Source organism: Domibacillus robiginosus, assembly GCF_000966195.1.
Taxonomy (GTDB): Bacteria; Bacillota; Bacilli; order Bacillales; family Domibacillaceae; genus Domibacillus; species Domibacillus robiginosus.
Genome location: NZ_LAHL01000059.1, coordinates 1 through 14382 on the forward strand (window position 1 = coordinate 1; position 14382 = coordinate 14382).

At 34.6% G+C, this 14382-nt stretch carries 17 protein-coding genes; 5 read left to right on the forward strand and 12 right to left on the reverse strand.

Annotated features, from left to right (window positions below; genetic code table 11):
- Positions 1-1367: 1367 nt before the first annotated feature.
- Positions 1368-1538 (reverse strand): DUF8096 family protein, encoded by a 171-nt coding sequence (locus VP97_RS24305; protein ID WP_172656825.1) that lies wholly within the window; start codon positions 1536-1538, stop codon positions 1368-1370.
- Positions 1539-1649: 111 nt separating this feature from the next.
- Here VP97_RS24305 and VP97_RS20605 point away from each other — a divergent pair, with 111 nt between their 5' ends.
- Positions 1650-1844 carry a hypothetical protein gene (locus VP97_RS20605; RefSeq protein WP_050184045.1) on the forward strand — a complete coding sequence of 65 codons (195 nt, stop codon included), beginning with the start codon at positions 1650-1652 and terminating at the stop codon, positions 1842-1844.
- A 225-nt stretch (positions 1845-2069) separates the two neighbouring features.
- Here the strand turns inward: VP97_RS20605 and VP97_RS24085 are convergent, their stop codons facing one another.
- The 3 genes from VP97_RS24085 to VP97_RS24090 all read right to left on the reverse strand — a co-directional run bounded on the left by VP97_RS24085 (position 2070) and on the right by VP97_RS24090 (position 2903).
- The gene (locus VP97_RS24085; protein WP_156153583.1) at positions 2070-2243 is read right to left on the reverse strand and encodes a hypothetical protein; all 174 of its coding nucleotides are present in this window, start codon (positions 2241-2243) and stop codon (positions 2070-2072) included.
- Between the two features lie 26 nt (positions 2244-2269).
- Positions 2270-2482 carry a hypothetical protein gene (locus VP97_RS20610; RefSeq protein ID WP_050184046.1) on the reverse strand — a complete coding sequence of 71 codons (213 nt, stop codon included), beginning with the start codon at positions 2480-2482 and terminating at the stop codon, positions 2270-2272.
- Between the two features lie 259 nt (positions 2483-2741).
- Entirely contained in the window at positions 2742-2903 is a 162-nt protein-coding gene (locus VP97_RS24090) for a hypothetical protein (protein ID WP_156153584.1), read from the reverse strand.
- 896 nt (positions 2904-3799) lie between these two features.
- Here VP97_RS24090 and VP97_RS20615 point away from each other — a divergent pair.
- Positions 3800-5035: an IS110 family RNA-guided transposase gene (locus VP97_RS20615; protein WP_050184069.1), complete on the forward strand. Its 1236-nt coding sequence runs from the start codon at positions 3800-3802 to the stop codon at positions 5033-5035.
- Positions 5036-5178: 143 nt separating this feature from the next.
- Here the strand turns inward: VP97_RS20615 and VP97_RS20620 are convergent, their stop codons facing one another.
- On the reverse strand, positions 5179-5991 hold the full coding sequence (locus VP97_RS20620) for a lipid II flippase Amj family protein (protein WP_050184070.1): 813 nt from the start codon (positions 5989-5991) through the stop codon (positions 5179-5181).
- Positions 5992-6611: 620 nt separating this feature from the next.
- Positions 6612-6962 carry a DUF4181 domain-containing protein gene (locus VP97_RS20630; protein ID WP_342667338.1) on the reverse strand — a complete coding sequence of 117 codons (351 nt, stop codon included), beginning with the start codon at positions 6960-6962 and terminating at the stop codon, positions 6612-6614.
- Between the two features lie 574 nt (positions 6963-7536).
- On the opposite strand from VP97_RS20630, the gene VP97_RS20635 reads away from it, so the two are divergent.
- Entirely contained in the window at positions 7537-7767 is a 231-nt protein-coding gene (locus tag VP97_RS20635; RefSeq protein WP_050184049.1) for a hypothetical protein, read from the forward strand.
- A gap of 51 nt (positions 7768-7818) precedes the next feature.
- Positions 7819-8208, forward strand: coding sequence for a hypothetical protein (locus VP97_RS20640; RefSeq protein ID WP_050184050.1), 390 nt, complete (start codon positions 7819-7821; stop codon positions 8206-8208).
- A gap of 499 nt (positions 8209-8707) precedes the next feature.
- Here VP97_RS20640 and VP97_RS20645 read toward each other — a convergent pair whose 3' ends face one another.
- The 5 genes from VP97_RS20645 to VP97_RS20670 form a co-directional block, all read right to left on the reverse strand.
- On the reverse strand, positions 8708-8959 hold the full coding sequence (locus tag VP97_RS20645) for a hypothetical protein (protein ID WP_050184051.1): 252 nt from the start codon (positions 8957-8959) through the stop codon (positions 8708-8710).
- Between the two features lie 217 nt (positions 8960-9176).
- Positions 9177-9614 carry a DUF4878 domain-containing protein gene (locus VP97_RS20650; RefSeq protein WP_050184052.1) on the reverse strand — a complete coding sequence of 146 codons (438 nt, stop codon included), beginning with the start codon at positions 9612-9614 and terminating at the stop codon, positions 9177-9179.
- 1014 nt (positions 9615-10628) lie between these two features.
- On the reverse strand, positions 10629-11357 hold the full coding sequence (locus tag VP97_RS20660; RefSeq protein WP_082084598.1) for a MerR family transcriptional regulator: 729 nt from the start codon (positions 11355-11357) through the stop codon (positions 10629-10631).
- A gap of 336 nt (positions 11358-11693) precedes the next feature.
- Positions 11694-12128 carry a hypothetical protein gene (locus tag VP97_RS20665; protein WP_050184054.1) on the reverse strand — a complete coding sequence of 145 codons (435 nt, stop codon included), beginning with the start codon at positions 12126-12128 and terminating at the stop codon, positions 11694-11696.
- Between the two features lie 169 nt (positions 12129-12297).
- Entirely contained in the window at positions 12298-12741 is a 444-nt protein-coding gene (locus VP97_RS20670; RefSeq protein WP_050184055.1) for a nuclear transport factor 2 family protein, read from the reverse strand.
- A gap of 220 nt (positions 12742-12961) precedes the next feature.
- Here VP97_RS20670 and VP97_RS20675 point away from each other — a divergent pair, with 220 nt between their 5' ends.
- The gene (locus tag VP97_RS20675) at positions 12962-13420 is read left to right on the forward strand and encodes a hypothetical protein (protein WP_050184056.1); all 459 of its coding nucleotides are present in this window, start codon (positions 12962-12964) and stop codon (positions 13418-13420) included.
- A 426-nt stretch (positions 13421-13846) separates the two neighbouring features.
- Here VP97_RS20675 and VP97_RS20685 read toward each other — a convergent pair whose 3' ends face one another.
- A complete protein-coding gene (locus VP97_RS20685; RefSeq protein WP_050184058.1) occupies positions 13847-14281 on the reverse strand; it encodes an SMI1/KNR4 family protein in 435 nt (144 codons plus the stop codon).
- Positions 14282-14382 lie beyond the last annotated feature (101 nt).

Below are 14382 nucleotides of genomic sequence, written 5' to 3' on the forward strand. Positions count from 1 at the left end.
TATATTAATATAAAAATATAACGGAAATAAGTGTTTAAATGGATTAATTGTGATTCATTTCTTAATTCGATTTGGGTTAAACATACTGATGATTTTAGGAGCTGCCGCATTTTTAGTTGTAGACATTTATCGCCCGTTTTGAAGAAAAGGTTGTGCTCAAAAAATTAGAAAGTATTTATTTAGCCGGTTATTTATAATGTACTATTGCTCCTCTTTATTCCTAGTATTTTATTTATAGGGATCAAGTGTTTGCTATGTACCAAGAAACCTCTGAGCAAATGTTTTAAATTCCCTGTATTGGTCCATAGTTTCTTGAAAAACTGACCGATGCCTTGATACGGAATTCTGAATTAATCGTACGTGCAAGGTATACTGAAAAATCGACGTGGGTAATCCGATTATTGAAGCTTAAAGTTCCATCTGCCAATCCGTCTACAATGCCATGACTCATCGTACTTTTGCTGCTCCAGATAAAGTGCCTCTAGGTGTTTATATAAAAAATACATTTATATAAATATATTTTTATATGAATGTATGCTGATCGTAAGGTGTGAAAAAAGGATATAAAAGGACCAGTGGAGCTTTTAGTTTAAACTGGAGGGATAAATCGAAGGCTGACTTTTTCATGATTGAGAACATGCATGTCACATACACATCACTGTTGTCCTTATAGCTGATAGTCGTGAAGCTATGTCTAAACATATGTGGTGTTATTCTCGTTTTTCATTCGTCCTAGTTAGATAAATCTAATCTCAGCAGGACGAATGAAAAATGATATATAAATAACGTTACACCCTCTAATGCAAGAAAAAAACACCTAGCTGAAGAAAAATAACATATTTAAACGAAAAAACAGCCCAGCTTGGCAGAATGGCAGCCAAGAAGGGTTGTCTTGTTGTGGGGGTCACTAGCCCCCGCCTAAGTAGCGATGAAAGTGGTATCCACCCGTATCATTAACTTTCCTTCAATGCACCATCCCTTATTCTTTGTGCCAATCACATATAGGGATAGATAGGGTTCAGATATAAGTTTAGACTTATGTTCAAGTTTAGACTTATGTTCAAGTGTAGACTCAGATACAGTTGTAGATTCGTATACAGGTTCAGATATAGGTTTAGGGATGGGTGGCTGTACAAAAGAAAGTTTTGCTGAAGGAAGATCGCAGTATCATTTCTAATACATCTACAAACCCAAGATAGACTTTTGCTTTTAAGAGCAAAAGCCATCCAAATCTATTGTGTTTTAAAAGTCTAGTTTAAAAAATATAAAAAGGTTTCCGGTAATATTAAAAAGAATGGATAGGCATTTTTTGTCATACAGGAAACCCATATATAAGATGGTAAAATTAAACCTTACTGGTGACAGGGTTAAACAACCTTCTTCATGCCACACTTACGGCACTCACGAAGGAATATCATATTTTTGATAGAGCTTTTAAACTGGGCGCTATCGCAATTATCACAGCGGCCGCTTTTGATATCCGGGTATTCTCGAATGTTATAGGTGACGCTTAAATCAATTTCTTGCTTTATTTCCATGCTACACACTCCTTTGAAGCTGCTTAAACATGATAACAGATTTAATGACAATCGAGGAGAAGGGAAATAAATTCCTTTGTCGAAATATAAAGCAGAAGGGGAGTAATCAGTGTGAAAAATTATATGCTGTCAAAGATAAAAGAATCAGAAGGTAATAGCATTGTTATAGGTTTTCCATCAGAACACCAGGCAAATCAAGCGTACCTAGCAGCTGAAACACTTCAAAGTGAAGGAAAGATCTATATAACAGACATCACCAAAGAAAAAGGCTCTTCATTACGTATTAAAGCTAAATTAACGGATTGATTAGTATAAGCATCCTGCAGGTTGCTTTTTTCTTTATCTGAAAACAATATCGGAGGTGATGATATAACGTGGCGAATTGAAGTGAGATCAGTCCTAAATGCGGGTAATTAGTTATTCATGTTTGTATAATAAGATTACGTGCAAATATAAACTTTGCGTAAAATAATCGTTTTAAGAAAAGATAATTAAGAAAACTGCACACAATAGCTGTATACAGCACGATCATTAAAAAGGTCTATTTTCCTTTGCTGCATAAAACTTTTCCATCTCAATTTGGAAAACTTCAATTGAATCTCCTTGGCTGGTAAGGAATTCATTAAACTCCTTATCAGTAGCAAATTCCTCTTTATAAAGTTTTCTTGTATGATCACTTGTAATATAGAAATGCAGAACTATCATAAAATCACCCCATGTTTAGTGATTGTTTATTCTTTTTTTGTTTTGTAGTCAATGATAGGTACTTGCTTAATCTTTTTCCCGATTTTTTGTCTTTGCAATCTAAATACCATATCAGGAGTGCGCTCAAAGTAGCCGATGAGCTTATGCCAGCTCACGCCGCATTTGCAATGTTTTAGTCCAATGAACTGTTCTTTCATTGCTCTTCCGCAGGATATGCACTTTCTTTTTGAGTTAGCCATATTCTATCTCCTTTTAGTTGAGATTCCCTAACCGTTCTTTCTAATTATTGTAGCACGGGAGCTATTACACGGATCAAGATTGGTGCCTCAATGGCAGTAATCTTATTGAGGCGGGCATCCATGTCATTTCCTGTTACGAATATATGTTTGCATATCAATCGTATTTTACGCAAGGTTTGACCATGTTTGATCAATTAAAAATAATGATGTTTATACCTGATAGCATACTTTGCACCATTGCATGGTCAAGCCAGCAACTTTAAATCTCCCGTGCCTCTTCTTCCTGAAATTCTTCTTTCGTCACATACTTAATTCCGTATCCTTTAAACAAAAGCATATTAGTCATTTTTATAAAACTGGTCCCGGTACCATGTAAAGTGCCAGCAATTTCCTCACCTTTCATGACGAATACATATTTCATTGCCTTTCACGTCCTTCAGTCTACTTTCACCAAAGCCCTGGCATTTCAGCAGTAGCTACATTAATTCGAGCTCTTTGCTATCTGCTCCTAAGTCCGCTTCTCTCTTGTATAAAAATGGGCATGAAGTACTTTCTTATAGTCATGTATTATCATATTATAGATGATCTCGATAATATGTGTCTGAGGCTCCAGGTTAGCAGATCATTATTCTGATTTAGGTCAGCTATTATTTTTTCTAGAAGAGTTTCCCTTTAATAACTATTTTTATATTAATAAATTTTTATATAAAAATTTATTAATATAAAAATATATCCTAAACCATGCGTGCTGGCCGTCCATTCCAATACTTTCTAAAAAGTGCTCACATAGTTCAGCTGTCTCTTTTGTGCTTCTTGAAAGCATATTTGATGCCTGAAGCCTCGGTCCTTAATATCACTGCTGTAAGATATACCAAGCGCCATCCCTGCTGCAGCTGCCTCATGCTGGCGCAACACATCGCCACATCTTTTGTCATTTCTTTGATAACGATCATGACGTTTTATATTTAGGTGGTTGCGTAAAACAGTTGATATTAAAAGGACCGCACATTTTAGACGTATCTAATATGTGTGGTCCTAATTTATTGCTTATTAAATTAACGCCCCCCGTTCGTATTATAAGGTCAGCCAGATATTTCTGGTTGACCATTTTTTATATCGATATATGATAACCGTAGCCGGGGTAGAACGGAAGCCCCCGTGGGACTTGATCCCGACAACTAAACAGTTCGCCCCCTACTTGTAGAAACATGATTGAGGCTGGTTGGGACTATGATCTCGTATAACAAGCGAAGCTATGACACTACATGGAGGACTAGGGGTTACCGGTTAATTTGTATTATTAGGAGGAGATAAATGATGAATCCAGTCATTGGTCTGGATGTAGCTAAGGATGAAAGCCAAGTTCAGGCTTACTTGGATAGAAAACAGCCTTATAAAAAGAGTTTTAAAGTTTCACATACTCTCGAGGGATTAGTTAATCTACATGATTTCATTAAGGAAGTAGAGGATGTTTCAGGCAAGCGGCCCCCTATTGTATTAGAATCTACAGGGCACTATCATACACCAATCGTTCAGTATTTTCAGGACAGAGGATATTTATTAATTATTGTAAATCCCCTCATATCCTATCGTGCAAAGAGCTCCAGCTTACGTAAGGTAAAGACAGATATTATTGATGCTCACCATCTCTGCGAGCTGTTTTATAGAGAAGACTTAGAACCTTATAAACAACGAGGAATTCAACTCTTAAACGTACGAAATCTTACTAGACAACATGAAAATATCACTGGAATGTTCATACAAACGAAACTTCAATTTCAAGCTGTTCTGGATCAAGTATTTCCTGTTTATATAGGAGTTTTTGGGGACTTATACTCTGATGTATCTTTACTCACTCTACAAACATTTCCTAGTTCAGAGGATGTTTTGAAAGCAGGAAAGGAGACAATCGCGAAAAAAATAAAAGAGTTCTGTAAAAGCCGTTCGTTAGAATGGGCAAACAATCGGGCAGAAAAGCTAATGGCTGCCGCAGCTCAAAATCCTTTTCAGAAAGCTATATTCCATAGCCTTTTTCTTAGTCTAGATATGTATATTAATATGATAAGAGAATACAAAAAGCATCTATCTAAGCTTGAAAACGAGATAGACGCTTTGGCGAAAAATATTGAGGAGTATCACATTATCCAATCAATCCCCGGAATTGGTGAAAAAATCGCTGCAACGATTATTTCTGAAATCGGGGAAATTGATCGGTTTAATCACCCCAAGAAACTGGTAGCTTTCGCAGGAATCGATCCCAGTGTCTTTGAATCTGGTACATTCAAAGGTACTTTAAATCGGATTACCAAAAGAGGTTCCAGTAGACTGCGGCATGCGTTGTTTATGGCTGTTAGAAGTGCCATACGTGATTGTCGTAAAATGAAAACGACAGATGAAATCATCCCTAGAAATAAGAAATTACGAGAGTTTTATGATAAGAAGCGTGAAGAAGGAAAACCCTTTAAAGTCGCTGTAATTGCTTGTGCAAATAAACTTTTACACTGGATATATGCACTTTTGAAAAATAAATCGACTTTTCAAGATATAGCCTAGTTAAAAAACATAACCAATAAGCCCAAAACTTTCCAAACGATGTAACCGGAAGGTTATTTGGTATGCGTAAATTTAGTATAGCATGAAATATTTTAAGATTTAATTAAAAGATATTGACAAACTATTAGCTGGTTTCGTATTATTTATATCCATTGAGAGAACCAGGCTACATAATAAGCGCATGGAATAAAAATAATTTGCGCAGCCACCGTCCCTACAAATTTCGAACTAATCATCGCAACAGAGTAACTTTTTAAGTTCACGTAGCGATTTTCTTTTTTCACTACTTGATCGGCTAATACAGAAGCTTTAGGATCTACGAAAAGCGTCAGAAGGATTGTTGCTGCGCCATTAATAATGCCGGATGACATAATAGCCGCAGCTGCATTTTCAGGTGTTAATATCGAAGCATATAGTGACGCTAGAACGCCTACTGTATAAATAGCTGTAATCGCCACGTTAATGCAAAATATTTTTTTTGGAAAGTTACTCAACGTAATGCCTTTTAAATACGATACACGGGGCATTCTTGCATACTTTGCTGCCTTTTTGACCCCTGAAAAATTCCCCCACTTTTTGGCTAAGCCTACGACAGATCCCTTCTCATTTGCCAGCTGAATAATTGCTCTGGAGAAAATGGCTATAAACGTAGGAAATAATACAATGCCTATACAGACACCAATTGATGTTACACCGATCAGCACCCGATACTGGCTTTCGATAAATTCCAGTTTATTTAAATCTGGGGCTTCCGTGATCAACTTTCCTGTTAATGGCTGCTGAAACATAGTAGAGAACCTGGACACAATAATCATCGTGCTGAATAAAGACAAGGCTGAAGCCAGCATCCCAATTCTTGCACCGGATAACCTTGTAGAATAAGCTAACGTTTCAATGGCCGTAATAATCATTAAAAATAAAGAAATCACAATAAGTTTCTCGCTAATAATGTCCACTTTCGCATTCACACTGCTTTCTTCAAAGTAAGAATTATAAAAATGAATCCTCCCTTACTTTAACTCAGAAAACCATAAATTGAAAATTATTACATTGTTAATCGAAGAAAAATGGACAGATACAACATACTAGCATTTATGTTGCATTCAACTAATTTCTCTCATGCTTTTTTCTGAAACTGATTAAGTAAACCCCTAGTACAATAATTGCAGTAATCACTAACGAATAACCAAAGACTTTAGATAAATACTCGGAAATTGAAAGTGTCATTGGAGAAGAAAGTCCAGCTGCGTCTGTTGTTAATATTGTTCGATCTATCAAAAACAAAGATAGAATGAATACAATAACAAATGAGGCTATTGTAATTTTTAATAAAGTTTTTTTCACATTTGTCATCCTCTTAAATTTTATTTTTATATATTCTTTTAAAAGAGCATGTACCAAGGATCTACGATGAAAAAGAAAGAAAGCAGCAACAAAAACTCCCTATTGTGTTTTTATCCGACCATCCAAAGACCATCAGTAAAACTCCGCAGATTCCTATTAAAAATAAATGATATTTTTCATCGAATATCCTCTCGGATTTTATATTTCAGTCTTTGAATAAGCTATACTTTAGTTAAATAAAATAATCCATACTATAAATAGCAATTGCACCTATCACTAGAAAAACTAATGTAATCACGTATTCTCTTGAGTTTTTCAAATATCTCCATTGCACAAAACCCTGAAAACCCAACAACAGAACTAAATAAAGTATCCAATACCACTTCATAGCATTTAGATCCTCTGTAAGTGCAAATGTAAACGGAAAAGTGCATAAAAATGCGATTAAAATAATAACTCTTCCCAATCGATCAATATTTTTACCAGTGGTTTCTGAAATCTTTCTCTTTTCTATACCGAGCCATTTCCTTAATAACTTTTCTACCAAGAAACATAAAATACCGAAAATTACTAAAAATATCAAATATTCGATTAAAATTCACCTCTTTCGCATCCACTCACTTATAATTTTACCATATAATTACACATGCTTTTCTTATTAATTTACCCGGATATTAAGAGGATAAGCAGTTGAAAAAACGCTCCAGATTTTAAAAATTTGGAGTGTCCTTAATACAACATAATTATATTTATCTTGCATTAGGAAATACGAAAACGCCTTATTTAATTTAAACTATGCTTCATTTACTGGACTGTTTAAATGCCTTTTGAGAAAGAAAATAAGCGATTGTAGCTGTTAGGAACATCATAAACAAGAAGTTTGAAGAAGCTTGTCCAAAAGCCACTTCTGAACTTGGAGTCCCTCCTGTTGAATAAAGATCAGGCGTATACGATGCTGTGAGAAACAGACCTGTTCCAATTTGAACTGTCATATACAATGCAGCAAAACTAATTAGAAATACGAGATATTTTTTTATTGTTCTCACTCCTTTTCATTTATTAATAAAGACACTACCAATTTATTCACTTCTTTTATTTATATTGGGATAGATAGTATAATTTGTAAATATAGTTCTATTTATTTAGGAGGTAATTTTTTGTCTAAACGAACAACTGGTGCTTTATTTCTAATAACAGGAGCGTTTTTGTTTTCTTTTAGATTTTTAAATGCAAGTTTATATGCTATTGCGTTTGGCAGCATGGGAGATGTAAGCGAGACAGCTAATAAAATGTCACCCGGCATTCTCTTTTTAAGTATCATCTTTTTTATTTTAGGGATTACTTATCTTGTATGGGGTGAAGTAGAAGAACAGAATAAATCCAAATAAAACAATAAAGTGGATGATTGCAAAATAACCTTATAACAGGAGGTATAAAAAGTGAAAAAACCTTTAGGTGTTTCTATAATTAGCTATTTCTATATTTTTGGTGCCTTTATTTTGCTCTTTTCTTTGTTTTTTTATGATGTTGATGCCAATCAAATAGATATAGCTACGAGATTTGGATTACCAAATGCTCCCGAACAATTAATGAGAGTATTGGTAGCTTTTTCATCTTTGGTCATTACCTATGGATACATAAAGCTTAGAAAATGGGGATTTTGGGCGATGGTTGGATATTGTGTTCTCTTTATAGTAATAAGTTTTTCATTATCATTGTCGTCATACAATCATCAGCCTTTTATCGGAAATACAATTTGGTCACTTATTGTATTACTTTATACAATTTATATAAATAAGGCCTTCTTTCAAAATAAACCTTCCGTTTAAAAATTGATTTAAAAAAGCCCTCTGGCGCTCTTTATAACGAGAAACCTAGAGGGCTTTTCTCATATCACCATAATTCTCTTTATGTTGCATTTATCTATGGTCATCTTTAGATTTCTGCAAATCCATAAAGCCTGTAATCATTGTTTTTACTCCCCAATAACCTAAGAAGATAATTAGTGAAAAGATCAGGAAAGCTATGAAAAAGAATAAAAAACTATCCACTAATGCTCCCCCTTTCCGTTTGGTTATATATTAACATTTAATCCTTTTTATTGAAATAACAAACTTTAATATCATTAAATACCTTTACTTCGGTCACAGTTTTACTTTTCTTCACTCCAGTATATTTCCTTAATCACCTTAACGAATGCAACATAATACCCTGATATGCTCCCCCTTAAGTGGACAGTGTAGGAAAGCAACGCTACTGTTTACTCAAGGGGGAGCATATCAGATATTATGTTGCTTTCTACCCTGCTGATCACCAGTAGATTTATTTTTAAGCTTCGCTTATTCCCATTGCAAGTAAAAGTAAGAATGCACAAGCCAACACACCGCCATTAGAAAGGATTCCTAAAATCATCGGAATAGTTCGCTTAGACATTATAGCAAACATTATTCCTAGCAGAGAAAGAATGCTATACACAATGATCGCCAGGTATATATCTGAATTCAGTCCTCTTTTTATGAAAAAGAAGATAACACTGATAACAGGCATCATCACCGATAAATACCCATATTTATTATTCATATAGTCTTCCCTCCTTAATACAAAACTCAAATATCATGGTAGATACCATTCATTTTACCAATTGTTAGTTATTCCAGGAGTAAGCAAAGATACTTAACAGTAAGTCGATACTATATATTAAAAGCCCCAGCTATTTTTGACAGCTAGGGCTTTTCCAACACAACATAATATAATTTACGTTACATTTGATCCTTTGTTACCTTTATATTCCGTCTGGTTATTTTATTATTTTGAAATCCTTGTCATCAAAAAGATTACCCGCACTGATATGCAGTTTCCAGTTGCCCTCTTTTCTAACTAAATGCATGGGCATTTGCTCTATACTGCCATCCTTAAACTCCATCACTGTAATAACAGTTGCTTTATCTTCTGTAACTTCCTTTACTTCTTTGATCTCATACTTTTCTATGTCGATAGAGTCACTTTCAAACATTTTGTAATTATCAATTTTAGTCTGCCTGTCATTATGAAAACGATCATCAATCACTAAATCAACTAGTGTTTCATAGTCTCTTGCATTTGCTAATTCAAGATATTCTCTTACAAATTCCTCCGGGGAAGGACTTTCCTGCGCTTCAGAATTTCCTAAAAATGAAGCAGCTAAAATACCGATTGCTGCAATAGCTGTAACAGATGTGAACCAAATTTTTTTCATTAATTTCCACCACCAACTATTTTATCCTAATTTTAACATTTAATTATAAAGTAGTTAACATATTTCACTTTTAATCTAAAAAAGCAGCCAGTAGGACTTATTGTTTCTGCTGGCTGCTTTTGGGCAATTAATTTTTCATCGCTTAATTAAAAAGAATTATTTTTCTCTTGAAACATTACTGAATCTGATAGGATATTAATAGAAAATTTATTAATATCTGGAGGTATCTCTTGCAATGAAATTACTTTGGATAGTTCTGTGTTTAATGCCATTTTCATTCTTTATAGCCAGTTACGACTATGCCAACCGACCAGACGGAGGGACAGATGAAGGTAATCTCTTTCTCTTTTGTGTAATCCCATTCGTCATTTCAATAATAATAGGCTTTTTGTCAAAAGATGCGAAGATAAAAATATTGATTTTATTCAATATTGTTTCGTGCATCCTATCCCTTTTCCTTGCTGCTCTCTTCCTTCATGATACCTATTATTTCACCATGATAGGACGTGAAGGATATATAATTGCTCTTTCTTTAATAATATTTCTAGTGCAATTTTTTGCGAGAACATACGCTAACAGTGAAGTGAGATAGAAACTGAAAAGAATCACAAAAAAGATATCTTTAAACAAAAACAAAATCTGTTTCCAGAAAGAATAAAACGGCTGTAGAAACCTAGCAAGGATCTGGCAGCCGTTTTAATAGTGTTTAGCCCTGAGCCAGTCCTGTGGCCCCATACAACATACTACCCTTTTTGTTGCATTAACTTTATATATTTCTTCAAAAAAAAGATAATTTTTAAATTTGTAAATAAAAAAAGCCACGGTGGGTGCTCCGCAGCAAAACAAAAATGTGCATGTGTTAAATTTTACTTTATAATCCAATATTAATCAAACTACAACATAATTCCCTTTATGTTACATTCAATTTGACTAATCAACAATAGACCGAAACTGTTGACCAAGGAATAAACTCAAGGATTATCGTCTTTTTTGGGAGAGTATAATTAAAATTCATCAATTACCTTTTAAAGCGCTCATGATGTAATGATAAATTTCCGCATCCATACCATTTTGCAAATCATTTCCTGGGTTTTCAGCATGAAACTTTTCGGCTGCTTTTTGCAGTTCAGGGTCATGCGCAGTAAAAGAATTAGCGATTTCACTCCATTTCCGGGCTAACTCCTGCACTTCTTTATCTGTCGCAGAGGTCCTATTCCGCATATGACCACGAAGCTTTTCTAGGATCAAGGTGAATTCTTTTTCACTTCTTCTCAATGTTTCTGCATCCGCTTTTTCATAATTACTTTTCATTTGGTCTAGTTGCTCTTTCGTAAAATATTTTTCCTGATTCATTTTCATCGCTCCCAATAATTTAGTTAAATTCTCCACCTGTAAAGGCTGCTTATTTCGCGACAACGCTAACACATTCTCCAGTTCCTTTAACAGTTTTTGCTGAATTCGTATGTCTTCCTTTAAACGAGCCATCTGGATGGCCAGGATATGGGATGTGCTTTCACTGTTACTGTCATCTACAACAGACTGCACATCTTCCAATGACAAGCCAATTTGCTTTAGTGACTGGATGTTCTGAAGCTTTAAAATATCCGACTTGTTATAAAGCCGGTGACCAGAATTAGAGTGATCAGAAGGAGAAAATAAACCAATCTGATCATAATAGCGCAATGTTCTTACGGTTAATCCTGTTAACTTTGCAAGCTCGCCTACTTTCCATTGCTTTTTCATAACCAGCTCCTTTTGTTATGCTAGCTTTATTACCGGTAACTTCAATATAAATCATTACGTTGCGTAAGGTTCAAGCCCTTTTATCATTTTTTTGAATACATCAAAAAGGACTGCTCCAAATAAAAAGGCACTCCTATATTAATCAACAGTACGCAAATACTACATATTAAAAGCCCCGGCTGCCTCTGACAGCTGAGGCTTTTCCAATACAACATAATATCATTATGTTGTATTGAGAAGGGGAAAATTGTTATATTTTTATTAAAAATATGTACTCTTCAATTTCAATATTAATGTTTTTAACTTAGGCATTCGCACCTGTTTATAAAAAGGCTGTTAGGGTTGATATCCCAGCATCGCTGTCATGATTACTAACCAAAGATAGACAATACCTATAACGATACTACTAAGTATAATTAGGATTTTTTGTGTTTTATTCTTTCCATTCATCACCCCTTTGATAAAAACAAATAAAAGCAGGCCTAAAAGAGGAATATGAAACCAGGCTAGAAAACTATCAACAAATTCCGATTGAACATTCCAGAAGTTTTCTAAAGCTTCAATATCTGCTGGGTCATTAGGGTTGTAATCATTCGTTGAACGGTAACGTTCATAATAATTATTGTGAATTTTTTTGTACCCTTTAACGAAGAGATAAATAACAACGGCATAGTAGGTAGTAAACAGGGCCTTAATCCACCAATTTAAATACTTATTAAGCAGGATTATGGTAGCGACGAAAAGTGCAAATAAAGTAATGATCCATTCCATATATCCGTGACATCCCCTTTTCTCAACGTACAGTTTTATAAAGTTCCTTCTTCCAAATTTATATTAACGCTAAAATCCATAATAGTTATTTTGTACAAAAAAGTCTAAAGAATCATTGATTCTTTAGACTTTACATTCCAATGCAACAAAAATTATATTTTTGTTGCATTTATATTCCGTCTGGCTGTTTTATTATTTTAAAATTCTCATCATCACCGACATTCCCGTTCCTAATATGCACCTTCCAGCTACTATCTTTCTTAATTAAGTACACTGGTACTTGCTGTACACTGCCATCTTTAGATTCTACTATCGTGATTACCGTTGCCTTATCTTTCGTAACATCTTTTACTTCTTTAACCTCATACGTTTTTAAATTTGTAGAGGAATCCTTAATCATTGCAATTTTGGTCTGCCGATCATTATTGAAACGGTCATCAATAACCAAATCAACAACATTTTCATAGTCATTCGCTTTTACTAACCCAAGATATTCTTTTACGAATTCTTCTGGAGAAGGGCTTTCCTGCGCTTGAGAATTTCCTAAAAATGAAGCAGCTAAAATACCGATTGCTGCAATAACTAAAAAGGATGTGACCCAAATTCTTTTCATTTTCCACCAACTCCTATTTTATCCTAATGTTAACATATTTTTATGAAATAGTTAATGCATTTCATTTTTAATCTAAATAAGCTCATCCAGCAAAATTTATTAATTCTGCTAGATGAGCTTATGAACACAACATAATTGTATTATGTTGTGTCTGCAGGTTATTTCAAATTGGTTTATGGATAAATATGTTAAAATAACTCATACAGTAGGGGGGTGAGTTATGAAGAGGCTTGCTTCAATTCTAGCAGGGCTTGTTTTTGGTGCTGTACTGTCAGTAATATGCGGAACCTTATTCGGCCTTGCTTCTCAATCAGCTGCGGGTGGCTATACATCTTTTTTTGCTGAAAGCTGGCTGTATTATGCCGTGTTGATCCCTTTTATGGTTGCCTTTTCTTTAATTGGTGCTTACGCTAATAAGTTTGGAACAATAAACAATAAAAAACGATGGATGCTCAGCTTTACTACAGCATTTTTTGTTACCTTATACATTGGCACTGTCGGAGCTATTTTTGGAGAATATATCGCAAGGGGCGGAATGGAAACGATTATTATAGAGAGTACATTAGGATGGGGAGTGATATATGCTTTTGTTCTTCTTCCTTTCACAGTTCCAGCTGCCTGGCTTCTTATTAGCGAGTTTATCCAGCTGCTCCACAAGCTAAGTCTTATTCAAAAATAAAAATAAAATCTGATAACATTGAGTTGAGAGCAATCAGAAAAGGATGATTTTGTTGAAAACTATATTTCGAAAAACATGTATTCATGTATCTTTTCTGCTTCTTGTCGCTGGTATCCTTTTTGTCGTATTACCTTCCCTTAAGGTGGCCATATTTCACTCAGAATATCTGGTATTCTATGGGTTAGGTATTTTAAGTTTTGTGGTCAGTATGCTAGGGCGATCTACAGGCATAACGATCAAAGAATCAGTTCTTAAACAACTGGACAAAATCAGTTTCTATGGCAGCTTAACGTTTGTCATCTTATTTTTCCCCGTTCTCTATTCGATCTGGGGAACACTTATTTTCGGTCTATAGGGGCAACTAAACGCCCTGGCTATTAAGAGCCAGGGCATTTACAACACAACAAAATTGCACTTATGTTGCATCTAAGTGGAAATTTCTTCAGTAATCCAGCCTTTAAGAAATTCTTTTAAAGAAGAAGCAACCCACGTACGACTGTCGTCTCCATGGTCCCAAACATATACATCATCCTTTTGAATACTTCCGTTTAACACAGCTAATCCGAATAAATCACCAGTTCCTGCATTAGAAAAAAACAACAAATCATCAAACGGCATATAGATATCTTTGTAATCATTGAAATTTCTAAAAAACGAGTTTTCTTCTATGATCTGATCCGTTGACCAAACCAACGGATAATCAGAACTATCAAGTATTCCATTAGTTTCACTCAGCAAATCTAAGAGCTGTTTTGACAACTCGACATTCAATTCCTCTTTAATACGTAAAATATCTTTAGAAGTTGCCGGTACTCTGAAATGATATTCTTTCGATATTTCCTCAATGTAATTTTTCCACATTGCAGTTCACCTCCTTTGCAAGCCTTGAGCTGTCATGTTGAATGATCATGAACTTTCTCAGTGTCTAAATTTTAGGCAGCCACCCTTTTTTTATTGTCTAG